Here is a 19,351-nt window from a genome sequence, read left to right on the forward strand (position 1 = left end):
TCACGGCAAAGTCGGTGTGACCAAGACGGCCTACCCGAGGGGCGGATATGAGCGAGCGGGAGGTCGGCTGGACCGACGGCCGCAGCTCGCGCTGGGACAGCCACCGCCTCGCGCGACGCGAGCAGCTGATCGACGCCGCGATCGTCGCCGTCAAGGAGCACGGCACCGACGCCGGGATGGACCAGATCGCCGCCGCAGCACGCACCAGCAAGCCGGTGATCTACCGCTACTTCGCTGACAAGAACGAGCTGTACCGCGCCATGGGTGAGCGGATCATCGGCGTGATCGCCCGGGCGCTGCAGCGGGTGGAGGATCAACAGCGCGTGCAGGACCAGTCCGAGCCGCAGGTCATGGTCAAGGCCTCGATCGACGCCTATCTCGAGCTGCTCGGCGACAATCCCGAGCTGTTCCACTTCGTCACCGCACACCGGGCGCTGCACGAGGCCCGGCCCGGCGACCCGACCGCGTTCGAGTTCGCCCGTCCGGTAGCCGACGTGTTGACCGAGTCCCTCGGTCGTCGCCTCGCCGACGTCGGCCTCGACCCGTGCGGCGCGCAGCCCTGGGGCGAGGCCATCGTCGGCTTCATCCAGGCCGCCAGCCTGTGGTGGATCGAGCACCCCGAGGCGATGACACGCGATCAGCTCAGCGACTACCTGGCCGCACTGCTCTGGGGCGGTGTCGCCGGCGTCCTGCAGGGCGCAGGGCAGGACGTCGACGCCCGCCCGGCGCCGGGGATCTTTCCGCCCCTGTGATCGCGGCCTGACTCTGGCCCCTCCCAAGGTGATCAACTGCGGATTCGCGTCGCTCACCAGCAGCAATCCGCAGTTGATCACCTTGCGGCGGGTACAAGTCTGCGCATGACTGCTCTCGCGCCGCTCGAGTCCGTTGACGCCGGCATCATCCAACGCGTGCTGGACGGACGCTGGCACGAGATCCGCGACCGCTCACGCGAACTGGCTAAAGACGCCCGCTTCGCCGTCGAGTACGGAGAAGACACCGAGACCCAGCGGGCCCGGGTGCTCGAGCGGCTGCAGGTACTGGCCGAGCAGGGTTACTCCAGTCATGGCTTCCCTACGCGCTACGGCGGCGGCAACGAGGTCGGCGCGTCGATCACCGGTTTCGAGATGCTGGCCATGGGTGACCTGTCGCTGCTGGTCAAGGCCGGCGTGCAGTGGGGCCTGTTCGGCGGTGCGATCCTGCACCTGGGCACCGAGGAGCACCACGAGCGCTACCTCGCTGATCTGATGACGCTGCGCACCCTCGGCTGTTTCGCGATGACCGAGTCAGGCCACGGTTCCGACGTCGCGTCGCTGCGCACGACGGCCACCTACGACCCGGCCGCCGAAGAGTTCGTGGTCCACACGCCCGAGCCGCTCGCCCGTAAGGAGTACATCGGCAACGCTGCCCGCGACGGACAGCTGGCCGTGGTCTTCGCCCAGCTCATTACCCGCGGCGAGTCGCAGGGCGTGCACGCCTTTATCGTGCCGATCCGCGACGACGAGCACAACGCGATGCCGGGCGTGCGCATCGAGGACTGCGGGCTGAAGGCCGGGTTGAACGGCGTCGACAACGGCCGGCTGTACTTCGACGAGGTACGCATCCCGCGCGCCAACCTGCTCAACCGTTACGGCGACGTCGCTGCCGACGGCACCTACTCCACGCCGATCGAGAACAAGACGGCGCGCTTCTTCACCATGCTCGGCACGCTCGTGCAGGGCCGGATCAGCGTGGCCGGCGGCGCGGGCAGCGCCACCAAGGTCGCCCTCGCCATCGCGGTCCGCTACGGCGACACCCGTTTGCAGTTCGAGCGCCCGGATGGCGCCGAGATCGTCATCAACGACTACCTGGCCCACCAGCGCACGCTGCTGCCCGCCCTGGCCAAGAGCTACGCGCTGCACTTCGCCCAGCTCGACCTCGTCGCCGGGCTGCACGACACCACCCCCGATCTGGACGCCCCGCTCGAGCGCGATCCCGCCGAACAGCCCGGCCGCCGCGAGCTGGAATCCCGAGCGGCCGGTATCAAGGCGGTCGGCACGTGGCACGCCACGCGCACCATCCAGGCCTGCCGCGAGGCGTGCGGCGGCGCGGGCTATCTGGCCGAGAACCGGCTGCCCGGCCTCAAGGCCGACACCGATGTGTTCACCACCTTCGAGGGCGACAACACCGTCCTGTTGCAGCTCGTAGGCAAGGAGCTGCTCACCGGTTATCGCGACCACTTCGGTGCGCTGGACTGGCTGGGCACCACCCGGTTCGTGGCCGACGCCGCGATCGAGTCCGTCGTCGAGCGGATCGGCGGCCGGCGCATCCTGCAGCGGCTCATCGACGCGACCCCGGGCCGCGGCGACGATGCCGATCTGCTCGACCGCGCCTGGCACCTCGAGCTGTTCGACTTCCGCGAGACCCACCTGCTCGACACCCTCGCCCGCCGGCTGCGCAAAGCGGCCGGCGCCGACGACCCGTTCGAGATCTTTAACGCCGCCCAGGACCATATGCTCGCCGCCGCTCGCGCCCACGTCGACAGCGTGCTGCTGCAGTCCTTCCTGCAGGGCATCGAGCGCTGCGACGACGCGGCCGAGCGGGCGCTGCTCGAACAGGTGTGCGACCTGTTCGTGCTGTCCACGATCGAGGCCGAGCGCGGCTGGTTCGCCGAGCACGGCCGGCTGACCAGTCCGCGCTCCAAGGCGGTCATCGCCCAGGTCGACGCGCTGTGCGCCGCCCTGCGTCCGCACGCGCGGGTGCTCGTCGACGCCTTCGGCGTGCCCGACGCAGCACTGGCCGCGCCGATTGCTTTCTCCTAGTGGCCGACGTTCTCCGACCGCGGCTAGACAGCGAGATCGGCCGGCTGAGGCACGTCATCACGCACCGCCCGGGCCGCGAGCTCGACCGGCTGACGCCGTCGAACATGCACGACCTGCTCTTCGACGACGTGCCGTGGGCGGCCCGCGCTCGCGAGGAGCACGACCAGTTCGTCGACGTGTTGACCGGCCGCGGAGCGACCGTCCACCGCTTCGAGGAGTTGCTGGCCGGCGCGCTGGACACCCCCGACGGGCGGCAGTTCGTCGGCGACCGCACCTGCACGCCTGAGCGCTTCGGCGAGCAGATGGCCCATGCGTTACGCAGGCTGTTCGACGACGTCGACGCCCACACCCTGGCCGGGCTGCTCATCGGCGGCGTGCTGAAGTCCGACCTCGGCCTCGGCTCGCTGACCGGCCTGCGCTGGCAGGCGCTGGCCGACGACGACATCGTGCTGCCGCCGTTGCCCAACACGCTGTTCCAGCGCGACAGCTCGGCCTGGATCGGCGACGGCGTCACGGTGAACCCGATGGCCAAGCTGGCGCGCCAACGCGAGTCTGTGCACGCCCGCGCGGTCTACCGCTACCACCCGCTGTTCCGCGCGGCGCCGTTCACCTTCTTCTACGGCGACGACGACCGTGACCACCGCCCAGCCACCCTCGAGGGCGGCGACCTATTGGTGGTGGCGCCTGGCGTCGTCCTGCTCGGGATGGGCGAGCGCACCACGCCGAGCGCCGTCGAGCTGCTGGCGCGCCGACTGTTCAGCGCCCGGACCGCGCACGTCGTCATCGCACTGGACCTGCCGCAGGCGCGGGCCATGATGCACCTGGACACCGTGCTGACGATGGTCGACCGCGCGACGTTCGTCGCCTACCCGCACCTCGACCTCGCCGGCCTGCGAGCCTGGACGGTCACCCCCGGGCAGGACGAGGCCGAGCCGCTGCACGTCGAGGCCGCCACCTCGCTGGCAGCGGCCCTGGGCGACGCCATCGAGGTCGACAAGGTGACGATCCTGCGCGCCGGAAACGACGCCCGGGCCGCCGAACGCGAGCAGTGGAGCGATGGCAACAACTACTTCGCCCTCGAACCCGGCGTCGTCGTGGGCTATGACCGCAACACCGTCACCAACGCCCTGCTCGAGGCACACGGCATCGAGGTGCTCGCCATCTCCGGCGGGGAGCTGGGCCGCGGCCGCGGTGGGGCGCGGTGCATGACGTGTCCCGTCGTGCGCGACCCGCTCGACTGATCAACGATCGTCGACCGAGCCGCCAGCACGATGTCGAAGCGGGTGCGCGTCCACGGGCCCTCGACAGCCCGGCCGTCCGGCGTGGCCGTACCGGGGACTCCTGCCGTGCGAACGGCTTGACCAGCGATTCGCGGACCCCGAACACGCTGTCGCCGCCCAGCTCGGTGCCGGCCACGAAGATGTGCGTGATCACGGTGTCGCAGCCTCGCCAGACGCCCCGAACGCCATGGCGCCGCCGTTGTCGATCCGCGGGGCGCCCCCGACGAAGAACGGGCCGAGCACCGTCGACTCGGTGATGGTGCCGTCGACCTCATGGTTGACGGTGACCGTCTGCATCGACAGTCCCAGCACGTCCGAGAGCAGGACGAACTCCTGCCTCTTTCGTCGGTGATGCGCCCGGTCGCGGTGAGGACGTCGATGGGCGCCGTTCACTCCGCCTCGCTCAGCTGCACCTCTCGGGCGAAGGCGTGCAGGTTGGTGACGAGGGAGGTCAGCACCTCCCGCAGCGGTTCGTCGGGGGTGTCGGCGAAGCTGGCGAGCACGGTCTCGGTGAGCGCCTGCTCGCGCTTGCGCTGTGCGTCGTCGATGGCGGTGTGCGTGCTCATGCAGCGGTGCCCCTCGCGTACGTGGCAACGTCGGCCTACAGGTGCCGAGCATGCGGCGCGTCCGATCCGTCGCCAAGATCGAGCTGTCGGCCTGCGTGTCCCCGTCCGTTCACCTGCCCGTCGCCCAGTTGACACCAACGTCTCGCGCTGATGTATCGTCGTGATACATCGTGTCGAGACGTTTCACTGTCACGACAACGACCAGACAGTCACAGACAGGAGGGTGATCGCGGTGCTCGAGATCGCCGTCCTGGGTCTGCTCAACGAGAGCCCGATGCACGGCTACGAACTGCGCAAACGGCTATCCAGCCTGCTCGGCACGTTCCGCGCGTTCTCCTACGGCTCGCTGTACCCGACGCTGCGCAAGCTGTCGGAAGCCGGCTGGATCTCCGAGGAGGCACCGGTCGAGCCGACCGCCGCCGCCGGTCGTTCGCGGCGGGGCAAACGGGTCTACCGCCTCACCGCCGACGGCAAGGAGCACCTGGCAGAACTGCTGGCCGAGGTCGGTCCGGACGCCTTCGAGGAAGAGGGTTTCGGCGCCCGGCTGGCGTTCTTCGCCCAGACCCGCTCCGACATCCGGCTGCGCATCCTCGAGGGCCGGCGCCGCCGGGTCGAGGAACAGCGCGACGGGATGAAGTCGGCACTGAGCCGCACCGGCCAGCGCGTCGACCGATACACCCGTGAGCTGCACGACCACGGACTCGAGTCCGTCGACCGCGAGGTCCGCTGGCTCGACGAGCTCATCGAGCACGAACGAACGGAACGCCCCGAGCAGTAACCCCGTAGTACCGGCACCATCACCCGCTCCACAGACGCACCATCCCAACTCGAAGGAGGACCCAGATGGGTTCGCAATCATCGGCCGGAAGCATCCGGGTCGCCATCGTCGGCGTAGGCAACTGCGCCGCGTCCCTGGTCCAGGGCGTGCACTTCTACCGCGACGCCGACCCGACGCAGAAGGTCCCCGGCCTCATGCACGTCGAGTTCGGTCCGTACCACGTACGCGACATCGAGTTCGTCGCCGCGTTCGACGTCGACTCCAAGAAGGTCGGCCTCGACCTCTCGCAGGCCATCGAGGCCAGCGAGAACAACACCATCAAAATCTGCGAGGTCCCGCAGCTCGACATCCCCGTCCAGCGCGGCCACACCCTCGACGGCCTCGGCAAGTACTACCGCGAGACCATCACCGAGTCCGACGAGGCCCCGGTCGACGTCGTCGCCGTGCTGCGCGAGACCAAGGCCGACGTCCTGATCTGTTACCTGCCTGTCGGGTCCGAGGACGCTGCGAAGTTCTACGCCCAGTGCGCCATCGACGCCAAGGTCGCGTTCGTCAACGCGCTGCCGGTGTTCATCGCCAGCACGCCCGAGTGGGCCAAGAAGTTCGAGGACGCCGGAGTTGCGATCGTCGGCGACGACATCAAGAGCCAGGTCGGTGCCACCATCACGCACCGCGTCCTGACCAAGCTGTTCGAGGACCGCGGCGTCGAGGTGCAGCGCACCTACCAGCTCAACGTCGGCGGCAACATGGACTTCAAGAACATGCTCGAGCGCGACCGCCTCGAGTCGAAGAAGATCTCCAAGACCCAGTCGGTCACCTCGCAGGTCCCCGACCGCGATCTCGGCGCCCGCAACGTGCACATCGGCCCGTCCGACTACGTCGAGTGGCTCGACGACCGCAAGTGGGCCTTCGTCCGCCTCGAGGGCAAGACCTTCGGCGACGTGCCGCTGAACCTGGAGTACAAGCTCGAGGTCTGGGACTCCCCCAACTCGGCCGGCATCATCATCGACGCCCTGCGCGCGGCGAAGATCGCCAAGGACCGCGGCATCGGCGGCGCGCTGCTCTCGGCGTCGAGCTACTTCATGAAGTCCCCGCCCGTCCAGTACTCCGACGACGAGGCTCGCGTGGCCGTGCAGGACTTCATCGACGGCACCGTCGAGCGCTAAGCAGTTCCTCCCGAGTTGTCCGCGCTTGACCCGGCCGAGTGCTGAGCAAGCGCGGACAACTCGTGACGGAGGATGGACGCGCCCCAGCGCTGCGCCCTACGGTCTTCAGCCATGGGGAACAACGCAGCTGATTCGGTACGCAAGGCGGTCGTGGTCAGTGGTGTCGCCCTGGGGGCGGTCGCGGTGGCCGCGCCAGGAGCATTTGTCTCGACCTACGGGCTGAGAGCCACTCCCGCGACGAAGATCATGACCCGGTTGTGGGGCAGTCGCTCCCTCGCCCTCGGCGCGCTGACCCTGGGCATCACCGACGCCGCATCACGGCGAACGTTGACCACGGTCTCGGCCGCTCTGGGCGTCGGCGACGCCGCGCTCATCCTCGCCGCGGGCGAGGTCGCCGCCTCGTCGCGCGTCCGAGGTGCGCTCACCGCGGCCGCCTTCGTCGCCGCCCACAGTTACCTGCTGTCCCAGGACTAAGGCGCTAGGACGCTCCCACCCGCACCGAGTTGTCCGTGTGTCCCGGAGCTGGGGCAAGGGGACGCGCGGACAACTGCGTCTCGGCGGCCGGGTCGGTCACCAGCGCGTCGAAGGAGTGCTCGTCCGGCGCCGGCCAGCCGAAGCGGTCGCGCAGCTGCGCGAGGTAGTCCTGGTAGGTCGCGCTGTCGACGTAGTTGGCGTGCCGCGGGCTGTCCACATAGGACATGCCACCGCGCAGGTCGGGGTGATCGTCGCGCTTCAGCGCGCGCCACTCCGCCCGGTGCTCGCCGGTCTCGCGGGCGCGGATGTCTATGACGACCAGCTGGGCCATCTCGTCGAAGCGTTTGTACGCGGCGTCGGCGAACTCGATGAACCCGAGCACGTACAGGCTGTCGTGCTCGCGCGAGAAGACGTTGAGGTACAGCTGCGGGTGTCCCTGCCGCCAGGTGAACAGGTCCTCATCGAGGAACGGGACGCGGTGTCGCGAACGTCGTCACGGATCTGGCGCCATGTCGGGTAGTCCGGGTAATCCGTCGGCATGGGGTTGCCGTAGAAGCCCGAGGTGTACTTCGAGCTGATGAAGTGGGCGCTCTCCACCCTGGCTCAACCCGTCGGTTGATTCCCCGGGCGCTCGATCGGACGAGTGTTCTGGTCATGACAACCACCGACTGGATCATCGACATCACGCTCGTGCTCATCGTCCTGCGTCAGGTCCGCGAAGCGCGGATCGATCGCCAGTTCGTGCTCATTCCGGCCGCGATCGTGGCCTTCACCGCCAGCAAGTACCTGCACGCCATTCCCACCGCGGGCAACGACCTGGTACTCATCACCATCTGCGTAGCCGTTGGCACCGCGCTCGGAGTGGCCGGCGGGCTCACCACCCACGTCCGGGTCGTCGAGGGCCAGGGTTACGCCCGGGCCGGCGTTGTTGCTGCCACGCTGTGGGTCGCCAGCATGGGCGCCCGGCTGGCGTTCATCGTCTGGGCCTCGCACCCGGCCGGTGCGGCGGACCTCGGCCGCTTCAGCATGGCCCACCACACCACCGGCGCCGACGCCTGGCAGGACGCCCTCGTGCTGCTAGCACTGTCCGAGGTCGTCGTCCGCCTCGGCCTCATCGTCGCGCGAAGTTACCTCCTCCGTCGGCGCACCGTCGCCGCCGACAACACCCGGCAGCTCGTCACCGCCTGACCTCCCCTCAGTGATCAACAGCGCCGAAACGTCCGCAGCGGACGTTTCGGCGCTGTTGATCACGCATAGGGGTTCAGTTGACGGAGGCGTCTGACGGGTACGTCGAGATGAGCGAGAGCGGCGGCGGCTGCCGGCGCAGCACCCGCGCCCACATGGTGCGTGGTTGCTCGCTGAACAGGTCGTCGGGGCCGCCGGGCAACACCCACCAGGCGCCCTCGGCCAGCTCACCGTCGAGCTGGCCCGGCGACCAGCCCGCGTGCCCGGCGAACACCCGCAGGCTGCGTGCGAGCGGCGCGATGACGGTGACATCGCCGTCCAGGTCGACGGTCGACACGCCGTCCACGACCTCACGGCGATCGGCCGGGTCGTCCCCGGGGCCATCATGACCGGGGCCATCATGACCGGGACCGGCGTCGGCGGCGTCCAGCTGACCGAGGCAGAGCGCGCCGTCGGGCTGCACCGGACCGCCACCGAACACCACTGCCGGGCCGCTGGCAAGATCGACCGCGTCGTGCCAGTCCGGCAGTACCTGCCCGACCGGCGTGTGGCTCGGGCGGTTCAGCACCACGCCGACCGTCCCGCCGCCGTCGTGCTCCAGCAGGTAGATGACGGTGCGCCCGAAGTGCGGGTCGGTCAGCAATGGAGTGGCCACCAGCAGCCGTCCGGCCGCAGGCTCGAGCACCTGCAACGCCGCCCAGTCCGCCGATCCCATAGGCACATCTTGCCTTCGCCGTGCGCGACCGTCACCGGCTGGGACACTGGAGACGTGGCCCTGCGGACGCATCACCTGTTGTCCGCGCTGGGCGACTCCCGCTTCCGGCGGCTGTTCCGGGTGCGGTTGGCCGGGCAGTTCGGCGACGGGGTCTTTCAGGCCAGCCTGGCCGGCGCCGTCCTGTTCGACCCGCAGCGGGCCGGTCACGCCGCCGATGTCGCGGCGGCGTTCGCGGTGCTGCTGCTGCCGTATTCACTCATCGGCCCGTTCGCCGGCGTCTTCATCGACCGCTGGTGGCGGCGCCGGGTGCTCGCGGTGGCGAACCTCGTCCGGGCGGTCGCCGTGCTGGGGGTCGCGGCCGAACTGGCCGCGGGCGTGCACGGGGTGCCTTTCTACGCTTCCGGCCTGGTCGTGATCTCAATCAGCCGGTTCGTGCTGTCGACCCTGTCCGCAGCACTTCCCCGGGTGGTGGCCGAGACGGAGCTCGTCACCGCGAACGCCCTGAACTCCACCGCCGGGACGATCGCGGCGGCGACCGGCGGCGGGCTGGCCATCGGCCTGCGCTCGCTGCTGGGCAACAGCAGCGTCAACTACGGACTCGTGGCCACTCTTGCTGTGGTTCCCTACGCCGTGGCTTCGTTGAGCGCCCTGCGCTTCACCCTGCGCGAGCTCGGGCCGTCCGAGGACGAGCGCCGCCGGCGTGAGACGCCGCGCGAGGTAGCGCGCGGGTTGGCAGCCGGCGCCCGCACCGTGCGCAGCCTGCCGAACGTCGAGCGCGGGCTGGCCATGATCGGCGTGCACCGGTTGCTCTACGGGGTGTGGACGGTCTGCACCGTCCTGCTCTACCGCAACTACTTCGACAACGACGGCGTGTTCCGTGCGGGGCTGGCCGGGCTCAGCCAGATCGTCGCCGGCGTCGCCATAGGCGGCGGGCTGGCCTCGGTAATCACCCCGAGCGCCTTCCGCCGGTTCGGCCCCACGGCCTGGCCGGGAGCCATGCTGCTGGCCAGCGCGGTGATCGAGGTCGTGTGCGGGTTGCGGTTCACCCAACCGTGGCTGTTGGTGGCCGCGCTGCTGCTGGCTTTCACCTCGCAGAGCATCAAGATCAGCGTCGATACCGTCATCCAGCACGACACCCCCGACGCGTTCCGCGGCCGGGTGTTCGCGCTCTACGACATGCTGTTCAACGTCGCGCTGGTCCTGGCCGCCACATTGACCGCCGTCGCCCTGCCCGAGACCGGCCGCAGCTCAACCGCCGTTGCAGTGCTCGCTCTGGCGTGGGCGCTCGGCGCGGTGCTCTACGTCAGCCGTTCGCGGTCGGGCCCTGCGTTGCGTACCAGCGTCTGAGTTCGGCCTCCGCGCCGTCGGCCCCGAGCGGGCCGTGCTCCATCCGCAGGGCAAGCAAATGTTTGTAGGCCCGGCCGACGAGCGGCCCCGGCCGGATCCCGAGCAGCTGCATGATCTCGTTGCCGTTCAGGTCGGGGCGGACGGCGTCGAGTTGCTCCTGCTCCTGGAGCGCGGCGATGCGCTGCTCGAGGGTGTCGTAGGCCGTGGACAACGTCGCCGCCTTGCGCTTGTTGCGAGTGGTGCAGTCGGAGCGGACGAGCTTGTGCAGGCGGGGCAGCAGCGGCCCGGCGTCGACCACGTAGCGGCGCACCGCGGAGTCCGTCCACTCGCTGCTGCGGTACCCGTAGAAACGCAGGTGCAGAAACACCAGCCTCCCGACGTCGTCGATCAGCTCCTTGCTCGCGCGCAGCGCCTTGAGCCGGTCGCGGGCCATCCGCTTGCCGACGACCTCGTGGTGGTGGAAGGTCACCCGCCCGCCGGGCAGGAACGCGCGGGTAGCCGGCTTGCCGACGTCGTGCAGCAACGCGGCCCAGCGCAGAACCAGATCCGGCCCGTCGGTCTCCAGTTCAATCGCCTGATCGAGCACCTGCAGGGTGTGCGCGTAGACGTCCTTGTGCTGGCCGTGCTCGTCGGCGGCCATTCGCAGCGCCGGCAGCTCCGGCAGCACGACGGCCGCAAGCCCGGTATCGACAAGTACCTCCAGACCCGCGCGCGGGTGCGCGCCGAGCAGGAGTTTGGTCAGCTCGGCCAGCACGCGTTCCGGCGTGATGCGCGCGAGCTCGCCCGCCATGTCCGTCATCGCCGCCCGGACCGCGGGTTCGATGGTGACTCCCAACGTTGAGACGAACCGCGCCGCGCGCAGCATCCGCAACGGGTCGTCGGCGAAGGATTCCTCCGGCGTGCCCGGCGTCCGCAGCGCGCCGCGCGCCAAATCGGCCAGCCCACCGTACGGATCGCTGAACAGCCGGTCACCGGTGACGGAGACGGCCATCGCGTTCATGGTGAAGTCGCGCCGCCGCAGGTCGTCGACCAACGAATCGCCCCATGCGACCTCGGGATTGCGGCTGATCCGGTCGTAGCGGTCGGCCCGGAACGTGGTGATCTCGCACATCAGGCCCTCGACGCGGGCGCCGATGGTGCCGAACGCGATCCCGGTCGTCCAGACTGCCGATGCAAGCGGCTCGACAACAGCGCGGATCTGCTCGGGGCGGGCGTCGGTGGTGAAGTCGAGATCGGTGCACGGGCGACCCATCAACGCGTCGCGTACCGGGCCGCCGACGAGGTGCAGTTCGTGACCCGCCGCGGCGAAAGCGCCCCCGAGGGTCGCCGCGACCGGCGGGACGGGGACGAGATCGGCGGGGGAGCCTGCTGGCGGTGTCACGGACGGCCAGCGTACCCAGTTGCCAGGCATTACCGAGGCCTGCCGGTTACCATCGGGCCATGTCCCCTGGCCCCGACGCGCCGCAGCCCCGGCCGGGACCACCAAGCGATCGGCACAAGGGCGGCCGAGCGGCGCAGGGCACGGGCGGACGCACCGGGGGCGGTGGTGAGGGCGCGAGCGGGGCTCGGCGACGGCGCAGGCCGCGCCGCTGGCTGCGTCAGGTCGATGAGTTCAGTGCCGGCGGTCTCGTGCTCGACCTTGCCGGTGACGTCCCGCGTGGTGCCCTCATCGGGCGCACCGACCGGCAGGGCCGGTTGCTCTGGTCGCTGCCCAAGGGTCACATCGAGGCCGGCGAGACCGCCGAGCAGGCTGCCGTCCGCGAGGTCGAGGAGGAGACCGGCATCGCCGGAGTCATCGTCGCCGAACTCGGCACCATCGACTTCTGGTTCGTGGCCGAGGGCCGTCGCATACACAAGACAGTGCAGCACTACCTGATGCGCCGCACCGGCGGGGAGCTCTCCGACGCCGACCTCGAGGTCGACGAGGTCGCCTGGGTACCGCTGCCCGACATCCGTGCCCAGCTGGCCTACCCGGACGAACGCGGTCTGGTCGACACCGCGGGCAGGTTGCTCGCGGACAGCGCGTGAGCAATACCCGTAGTTGGGCAGCGATGCTCGGCACCCTGGTTGCCTTGCTGAGCACCTCGATCCTGTCACCTGTTCCGTTGGTGACTCCGGCGGTCGCCCAGGCACGTGCTCCGGTCACGGTGACCGTGCTGTCGGTGAACCCGTTGACCCCGGCGATCACGTCAACCGCGCGTTCCCTGACCATCACCGTATCTCTGGACAACACAACAGATGCCACGCTGTCGAACGTCACGTTGACGGGTGAACGTGGTACGCCGATCGGCACGCAGACCGCCTTGAACTCCTCGCTCGCCGACTCGGCCGCGCGGACCGACGGTAAGCCGATCATCACGTTCCAGGAGGCGACGGTGTCACTGCCCCCTGGCGGGTCCGTCACCACTACGTTCCGGACCACGACCAGCAAGGAGGACCACCAACGCATCTGCCTGTGCGCCAACGCGGTTTACCCGATCGACCTGACGGCGCGAACCGTCGTCGATGGAGCAGCTGAAGTGCTTGGTGGCACCCGCACCTACCTGCCCGTTTTCGACGAGCCGCCGTCGCGCAAAATCGGCGTGACCTGGATCTGGCCGTTGATCGACCGGCCGCATCGCGACGCCGACGGGACCGTGTTCACCGACGACGATCTCGCCACCTCGGTCGCGGGCGGTCGCCTGGACCGGGCCCTGCAGGTCGTGGAGAAGGTCGAGCAGGTCCCCAACGCCGTTCCGCTGACCCTGTTTGTCGATCCAGAACTCCTCGACGAGCTGCAGACCATGTCGCTCGGCAGGTACACCGTGCGGGCGAGCAACGGCACGGTCACGGCGGGCACCGGCCAGCAGGCCGCCGCCGGCTGGCTGACGCGGTTGCAAGCGGTCCTCGCCGACAATTCAAGTGTCGACGTGGAGCTCACCCCGCTCGCCGATCCGGATGTGACAGGGCTGTCCCAGCATCACCTGTCCTGGTCGACAGGTCTTTCCACAGCTGTCGCTGCGAACGTGAGCACCGCCCTCGGCGGCGATCGTGAACCGACACACACCCTTGCCTGGCCCCCTGCCAATTCGGCAACCGTCAAGACGCTGGACAGGTTGGTGGCCGGCGGCGCGGACACGGTGGTCCTCGACGGGTCACGTGTACGACCCAGCACCCGTGCCGGCATTCCGGTCTCCGTAGCCCGGTTGCGCACCTCGGCCAAACCTGTCACCGCACTGCTGACCTCACCAGCGCTGCAGCGGTACGCCCAGGCCGCCCTGGGCGGATCCACCGGCGCGCTGCCGGCCCTGGTCGCCGAGCTGGCGATCCGGGTGGCTCAGAACCCCGGTTCCCTGCAGAACGCTGTACTCACCGCGCAGCGCTATGTGGATCCGCCGTCCATAGACGTCGCCGCGAACACCATCCTCACCACCTCGAGATCGGTGTTCAGTCAACCTGTCAGCGCGATCGCCGCGACGGACGCGCTTCCCGCGTCGACCGCCCGCAGCTCGGTCCGCTCGCTCGTGGCCACGTCGACCGGTCTGACCACGGAGCAGCTGGACACCATCAGTTCGGTGACCGGTTACCTCAAGCCGGTCGAGTCCTTGATCGGCGGCGTCGGCGGGTCGGCTGCCGGCAGATTGGTGGTGGCCGCCCTGCCCAGCGCGGTACAGCGCACTGAATCGGCAGCGTGGAGCCGGGCAGGAGCGGGTCCCGGCGTCGGTGGCGGGCCCACACCAGGGGCGGAGCGGGCCCGTGTCCTGGCCGAGCAACTGTCCGGCTATCTGACCAAGGTCAACATCCGTAAGCCCTCGTCCGGTAGCTACACCCTGGCCTCCAGCGACGCGCCGCTGCCCATCTCGGTGCGTAACGACTCGCCGCTGAGCGTTCGGGTGCGCGTCTCGGTGGACACCGTCGGCGGGTTGCCGGGCCTGCCGGCCAGCGAGATCGGCGTTGTCCAGGTCGCCGGCAATTCGACGAGGACCTTCAAGATCCCGACCCGCGTGCAGCGGTCCGGGCGCATCCCGGTGCAGGCGCAGCTGTACACCGCCGACAACTACCGGCTCGGCGATCCGGTGATGCTCATCGTGCACAGCACCGTGCTGGGCACAATCGGCGTAGTCATCACCATCACGTCCGGCATCGTCCTGGTACTGGCGCTGATTGTGCGCTATGTCCGACGCGTCCTGCGCATCCGCACCAGGCGCGCCCAGGCGGCGTCCTCATGACTGCACCGGTCACCGAGGACGAGTGGGGCAGCCCCACGCTGTACAACGGCAGCCAGCCCTTCGAACCGCGGATGTTCACCGAGGCAGACCCGATGGGATCGGTGCTCGTCGACAGCGAGGTCGATCGTGACGTCGACGGCGGCGAGGCGGCGCGCTGGAGCGACACCACTTACACCGGGCGGCCTCGCCGCCGCCGCGCGCCGGCGCACGCTGCCCCCGAGCCGGCGGGCGAGGCCGCCGGGATCGAGACCGTCTCCCTGCAGGCCGCCGAGGCCGAGCCGACGCCCTCGGATACCGGTACGGACGCCGCGGCGCAGGAGAACACCACCCGCGGGCTGATGGCCGCCAGCGGGTCGATCGCGGTGGCGAGCCTGATCAGCCGGATCACCGGCTTCGTGCGGAGCATCCTGCTGGCCGCTGCACTGGGCGTCGGCGCGGTCGGCATCTCCTACAACTCGGGCAACAACCTGCCCAATATGATCTACGAGCTGTTGCTCGGCGGCGTGCTGTCCAGCGTGCTCATCCCGCTGCTCGTCCAGGCCCAGGCGCACGACGACGACGAGGGCATCGCCTACACCCAGCGACTGCTCTCGATCGCCACCGCCGCGCTCGCGGCGATGACCCTGGTCGCGGTTGCCGCCGCGCCGCTCATCGCGGCCGGGTTCGCCCCGGCAGGACCCAAACGCGAACTGACGAGCCTGTTCGCCACGTTGTTGCTACCCGAGATCTTCTTCTACGGCCTCGGGGCGATGTTCGTCTCGGTGCTGAACATCCGGCACAGCTACCGGGCTGGGGCTTGGGCGCCCGTGCTCAACAACGTGATCATGATCGTGACGGTCGGCGTGTTCTGGGCGCTGCCCGGCCCGGCGACCCTCGACCCGCGAAGCATCACCACACCGCAGATCCTGGTGATCGGCATCGGCACCACTCTGGGCATCGCAGCCCAGGCTCTCGTCCTGCTGCCCGCCCTGCGCCGATCGGGCTTCACCTGGCAGTGGCGCTTCCGCGCCCACCCCAACGAGGTCGGCCGGATGCGCGAGGTCGGTTCGTTGGCCGGCTGGGTGCTCACCTACGTGGTGGTCAGCCAGATCGGCGTGACGGTGATCCAGTACGTCGGCACCCGCAACGGCGGGTTCGGCATCTTCACCTACGCCGACCTGTTGTTCCAGATGCCCTACGGGATCCTCGTCGTGTCGCTGCTGACGGCGATCATGCCGCGCATGTCGCGCGCCGCCGTTCGTGGCGACAACGCAGCCGTGGTGGCCGACCTGTCACTCAGTGCCCGGCTGTCTGCGGTCGCGCTGCTTCCTGTCACCGCTTTGCTCATCGCGCTAGCACCGGCCATGACCGTCACCCTGTTCGCGTACGGCGAGACGTCCATCCTCGGGGCACGGTTGATCGGTTCGTCGCTGGCGTGGTCGGCCTTCGGGCTGTTCCCGTTCGCCGTCGTCATGCTGCAGTTGCGCGTGTTCTACGCCATGCGCGACGGTCGCACGCCGACGCTGATCAACGCGTTCATGGTAGGGACCAAGGTGACGTTGGTGCTCGTCACCAACAGCGTCTACGCAGCGCCGACCGGGACGAACGTCAACCTGCACCCGTCGGCCCGCGCCGTGGAGTGGCTGAACATCGCGACATCGATGTCCTACGTCGTCGGCGCCATCGTGGGTCACTTCGTGCTGACCCGTCAGCTGGGCCGGCTGGGCATGCGTCGCGTCGCCGCTACCGTCGCGCGCGTCGCCGGGGCGTCGGCGCTCGGCGGTGCCGCGGCGTACGGCATCGTGGTGGTGTGCCGCTCCTCGCTCGGCGCGGCCCGCTTCGGTTCCTGGGCCGGGCTCGTCGGGGGTGGGCTGCTCGGGCTGGCCGTCATCGCTGTCGTCATCTGGCGGCTGCGGATCCCCGACGTGCAGGAGGCGGTGGCGTCGGTGCGCCGCCGCTGACTCGCCGCCCGGGAACAGCGCGGCGCCCGCCATCGTTGCGCGGACAGCGTCGTAACAACGGAGGATGAAATCGTGACTCAGCACCGCAAGGTCATCGTCGTGGGCTCCGGCCCGGCCGGCTACACGGCTGCGCTCTACACCGCTCGTGCCGACCTCGCTCCGCTCGTCTTCGAGGGCAGCCAGTACGGCGGTGCCTTGATGAACACGACCGACGTCGAGAACTTCCCGGGCTTCCCGGACGGCATCATGGGGCCAGAACTGATGGCCAACCTGCGCACCCAGGCCGAGCGGTTCGGCGCCGAGCTCGTATCTGACGACGTCACCTCGCTCGACCTGTCCGGTGCTGTCAAAGTGGTGCGCACACACGACGCCGAGTACACCGCGGATGCGGTCATCCTGTCCATGGGCTCGGCCTACAAGTCGCTCGGCCTGGCACGCGAGGACGCGCTGTCCGGTCACGGCGTCTCGTGGTGTGCGACCTGTGACGGGTTCTTCTTCCGCGACCACGACATCGCGGTGGTGGGTGGCGGCGACACGGCGATGGAGGAGGCGACATTCCTCAGCCGCTTCGCCCGGTCAGTCACTGTGGTGCACCGACGAGACTCGTTGCGCGCCAGCAAGTTCATGATCGAACGCGCGGAGAACGACCCGAAGATTCGCTGGGCATGGAACAGCGAAGTTGTCGACATCCACGGTGAAACGTCGGTGTCCGGCGTGCGCCTACGCGACACCACCACCGGTGCTGAGCGCGAGCTCGAGGTGACAGGTCTGTTCATTGCCATCGGCCACGACCCGCGCAGCGAACTGGTCAAGGGCCAGATCGACCTAGACGCCGAGGGTTACGTACTGACCCACGACGGCACGTACACGAATGTCAACGGAGTGTTCGCTGCCGGCGACCTGGTCGACCACACCTACCGGCAGGCGATCACCGCCGCAGGCAGCGGGTGTCAAGCGGCCCTGGACGCCGAGCGCTACCTGGCCGCGCTGGATGACCCATCAGCGCCTTCGCTAGCCACCGAGCGATCGGTGCTGGTCGGTAACGCCTGACTCTCGGGGCACGCCAGCATCGCTGAGTCACACACGTTTCACGGGAAACAACCTGACGACGCCCTCGATCAGGAATCTGCGCCATCTCGCTCGCGTTCCACTTACGGGTCGGCTCGCCGGCCGACACCACATCGACAGGAGACACATCATGGGCGCCAACACCAAGGCCGTCACCGACAGCAGCTTCGACACAGATGTCCTGAACGCCGACGGGCCGGTCCTCGTCGACTTCTGGGCCGAGTGGTGCGGACCGTGCCGTCAGGTGGCTCCCGTGCTCGAGGAGATTGCCGGCGAGCAGGCCGGCAAGCTCACCATTGCGAAGCTCAACATCGACGAGAACCCGGAGACGGCTCGCAAATACCAGGTCATGTCCATCCCCACGATGGCCGTGTTCCAGGGCGGCGAGCTGGTCAAGACCATCGTCGGTGCTCGGCCCAAGGCCGCCATCCTGCGAGAGCTGACCGATTTCGTCGGCTGATACTCGTGCTGCCACGTGAGGCGGTCACCCTGTGGGTGGCCGCCTCGCGTCGTTGTCCGGGCTGGCTGCCGAGACATCTGAAGGTGCGCCGTGTTCCGCGTACGGCACGGCGACCGACTGAGGCACACTGAGGCAGAATGACCGAGGTCCGATGATCTGTCGGCCCGCCCGGTCCCGTTACCCCGATGCGATTGCCGAGGTCCGACGCTCATGCAGCCATTGCGCCTCGGTGATACCGGCAGCGCCGTGGCCCAGGTTCGGGCCATGCTGGCCACCATCGGGCTGCTGAACAACACCGCGCCCGCGTCCGCAGACACTTTTGACGACGCGACCGAGCTGGCCGTCCGGCATTTCCAGCAGCGTCGCGGTATCTCCGTCGACGGCACGGTGGGTCGGGAGACATTCGCCGCCCTCACCGGCGCGCACTGGAAGCTCGGCGACCGTCCGCTGGCCCACGAGGCCGGTCAACCGCTGTTCGGTGACGACGTCGCCGAGCTGCAAACGCAGCTCATGGAGCTCGGCTTTACGTTGTCCCGCGCCGACGGCGTCTTCGGGCTCAGTACCGCGGCAGCGCTACGCAGCTTCCAGCGAGACTACGGGCTCATTGCCGACGGCATCTGCGGGCTCGACACGCTGCGGGCACTGCGCCAGCTCGGCCGCCGGGTAGTGGGCGGACGCCCGCAGTTGCTCCGTGATCAGATTGCCGTGGCCGACTCCGGCCCGAATTTGCTAGGCAAGCGCATCGTCCTGGACGCCGGCCACGGCGGCAGCGACGGCGGCGTGGTGGTCGACGGCATCCGCGAGGCCGACCTCGTCTGGGAGCTCACCTCCCGGTTGCAGGGCCGGCTCAGCGCGCTGGGCGTGCAGACCTGGTCCACCCGTGGCCCGCACAACGGCGCCACTGACGAGGCGCGGGCGCAGCTGGCGAACGAGGTCGGCGCCGACCTGCTGCTGTCCATCCACATCGACGGCTCGGCGTCGCCGCGCGCCAACGGCATCGCCGCGTACTACTACGGCGCGGGCGAGTCCAGCTCGACGATCGGTGAGCGCCTGGCCGATCTCGCCCAGCGCGAACTCGTGGCGCGCACCGGCATGCTCGACTGCCGCATCCACGGCAAGACCTGGTCGTTGCTGCGACTGACCCGGATGCCCACCGTGCGCGTCGAGCTGGGTTATCTCAGCGCAGCGGAGGATCGCAGCAAGCTGCTGGACCCGCTGTTCCGGGACACCATGGCTGAGGGACTGCTGGTCGCCGTGCAGCGCCTATACCTGCCGTTCGGCGATGATCCCACCACGGGGGTCATGCGCATTCCGGCTGCCGCGCACTGACAGGTTGGGCCGAGGTTACCGAGCGCTGACAGGCTCA

Annotated in this window: 17 protein-coding genes and 1 pseudogene; 14 read left to right on the forward strand and 4 right to left on the reverse strand. The window is 69.2% G+C overall.

The window, feature by feature from the left end; all coding sequences use genetic code 11:
* The first annotated feature begins 47 nt into the window (after positions 1–47).
* The 3 genes from ACFFC4_RS03930 to ACFFC4_RS03940 all read left to right on the forward strand — a co-directional run bounded on the left by ACFFC4_RS03930 (position 48) and on the right by ACFFC4_RS03940 (position 4,039).
* Positions 48–752 (forward strand): TetR/AcrR family transcriptional regulator, encoded by a 705-nt coding sequence (locus ACFFC4_RS03930; RefSeq protein WP_375497983.1) that lies wholly within the window; start codon positions 48–50, stop codon positions 750–752.
* Positions 753–857: 105 nt separating this feature from the next.
* Positions 858–2,798, forward strand: a complete 1,941-nt coding sequence (locus tag ACFFC4_RS03935; protein WP_375497985.1) for an acyl-CoA dehydrogenase — start codon at positions 858–860, stop codon at positions 2,796–2,798.
* The gene (locus ACFFC4_RS03940; protein ID WP_375497987.1) at positions 2,798–4,039 is read left to right on the forward strand and encodes an arginine deiminase; all 1,242 of its coding nucleotides are present in this window, start codon (positions 2,798–2,800) and stop codon (positions 4,037–4,039) included. Before ACFFC4_RS03935 ends, ACFFC4_RS03940 begins: the two co-directional genes overlap by 1 nt.
* A gap of 20 nt (positions 4,040–4,059) precedes the next feature.
* On the opposite strand, the pseudogene ACFFC4_RS03945 reads toward ACFFC4_RS03940, so the two are convergent.
* Positions 4,060–4,644: pseudogene (locus ACFFC4_RS03945) on the reverse strand (dioxygenase); the annotation flags it as partial.
* Positions 4,645–4,876: 232 nt separating this feature from the next.
* On the opposite strand from ACFFC4_RS03945, the gene ACFFC4_RS03950 reads away from it, so the two are divergent.
* The 3 genes from ACFFC4_RS03950 (at position 4,877) to ACFFC4_RS03960 (ending at position 7,062) form a co-directional block, all read left to right on the forward strand.
* Positions 4,877–5,422 (forward strand): PadR family transcriptional regulator, encoded by a 546-nt coding sequence (locus tag ACFFC4_RS03950; RefSeq protein ID WP_375497989.1) that lies wholly within the window; start codon positions 4,877–4,879, stop codon positions 5,420–5,422.
* Positions 5,423–5,487: 65 nt separating this feature from the next.
* Complete coding sequence (locus tag ACFFC4_RS03955) at positions 5,488–6,588, forward strand: inositol-3-phosphate synthase (protein WP_375497991.1); 1,101 nt, start codon at positions 5,488–5,490, stop codon at positions 6,586–6,588.
* Positions 6,589–6,699: 111 nt separating this feature from the next.
* Positions 6,700–7,062: a DUF4267 domain-containing protein gene (locus tag ACFFC4_RS03960; protein WP_375497993.1), complete on the forward strand. Its 363-nt coding sequence runs from the start codon at positions 6,700–6,702 to the stop codon at positions 7,060–7,062.
* A 4-nt stretch (positions 7,063–7,066) separates the two neighbouring features.
* Here the strand turns inward: ACFFC4_RS03960 and ACFFC4_RS03965 are convergent, their stop codons facing one another.
* A complete protein-coding gene (locus tag ACFFC4_RS03965) occupies positions 7,067–7,444 on the reverse strand; it encodes a hypothetical protein (RefSeq protein ID WP_375497995.1) in 378 nt (125 codons plus the stop codon).
* A gap of 272 nt (positions 7,445–7,716) precedes the next feature.
* Between ACFFC4_RS03965 and ACFFC4_RS03970 the strand changes: the two genes are divergently transcribed.
* Entirely contained in the window at positions 7,717–8,250 is a 534-nt protein-coding gene (locus tag ACFFC4_RS03970) for a hypothetical protein (protein ID WP_375497997.1), read from the forward strand.
* Positions 8,251–8,323: 73 nt separating this feature from the next.
* Here the strand turns inward: ACFFC4_RS03970 and ACFFC4_RS03975 are convergent, their stop codons facing one another.
* Positions 8,324–8,962, reverse strand: a complete 639-nt coding sequence (locus tag ACFFC4_RS03975) for a YqgE/AlgH family protein (protein WP_375497999.1) — start codon at positions 8,960–8,962, stop codon at positions 8,324–8,326.
* Positions 8,963–9,016: 54 nt separating this feature from the next.
* Between ACFFC4_RS03975 and ACFFC4_RS03980 the strand changes: the two genes are divergently transcribed.
* Entirely contained in the window at positions 9,017–10,309 is a 1,293-nt protein-coding gene (locus tag ACFFC4_RS03980; RefSeq protein WP_375498001.1) for an MFS transporter, read from the forward strand.
* Here ACFFC4_RS03980 and ACFFC4_RS03985 read toward each other — a convergent pair.
* A complete protein-coding gene (locus tag ACFFC4_RS03985; protein ID WP_375498003.1) occupies positions 10,266–11,720 on the reverse strand; it encodes a CCA tRNA nucleotidyltransferase in 1,455 nt (484 codons plus the stop codon). The genes ACFFC4_RS03980 and ACFFC4_RS03985 overlap by 44 nt on opposite strands.
* A gap of 29 nt (positions 11,721–11,749) precedes the next feature.
* Between ACFFC4_RS03985 and ACFFC4_RS03990 the strand changes: the two genes are divergently transcribed.
* The 6 genes from ACFFC4_RS03990 (at position 11,750) to ACFFC4_RS04015 (ending at position 19,314) form a co-directional block, all read left to right on the forward strand.
* On the forward strand, positions 11,750–12,337 hold the full coding sequence (locus ACFFC4_RS03990) for an NUDIX hydrolase (RefSeq protein ID WP_375498005.1): 588 nt from the start codon (positions 11,750–11,752) through the stop codon (positions 12,335–12,337).
* Positions 12,334–14,517, forward strand: coding sequence for a DUF6049 family protein (locus tag ACFFC4_RS03995; RefSeq protein ID WP_375498007.1), 2,184 nt, complete (start codon positions 12,334–12,336; stop codon positions 14,515–14,517). The genes ACFFC4_RS03990 and ACFFC4_RS03995 overlap by 4 nt, the downstream gene beginning before the upstream one ends.
* Entirely contained in the window at positions 14,514–16,457 is a 1,944-nt protein-coding gene (gene murJ / locus ACFFC4_RS04000) for a murein biosynthesis integral membrane protein MurJ (RefSeq protein ID WP_375498009.1), read from the forward strand. The genes ACFFC4_RS03995 and murJ overlap by 4 nt, the downstream gene beginning before the upstream one ends.
* Before the next feature lie 72 nt (positions 16,458–16,529).
* Positions 16,530–17,507, forward strand: a complete 978-nt coding sequence (gene trxB / locus ACFFC4_RS04005; protein ID WP_375498011.1) for a thioredoxin-disulfide reductase — start codon at positions 16,530–16,532, stop codon at positions 17,505–17,507.
* A gap of 148 nt (positions 17,508–17,655) precedes the next feature.
* Entirely contained in the window at positions 17,656–17,985 is a 330-nt protein-coding gene (gene trxA, locus ACFFC4_RS04010; RefSeq protein ID WP_375498013.1) for a thioredoxin, read from the forward strand.
* 210 nt (positions 17,986–18,195) lie between these two features.
* Positions 18,196–19,314, forward strand: a complete 1,119-nt coding sequence (locus ACFFC4_RS04015) for an N-acetylmuramoyl-L-alanine amidase (RefSeq protein WP_375498015.1) — start codon at positions 18,196–18,198, stop codon at positions 19,312–19,314.
* Positions 19,315–19,351: the final 37 nt, after the last annotated feature.

Source organism: uncultured Jatrophihabitans sp. (assembly GCF_964244045.1).
GTDB lineage: Bacteria > Actinomycetota > Actinomycetes > Mycobacteriales > Jatrophihabitantaceae > Jatrophihabitans.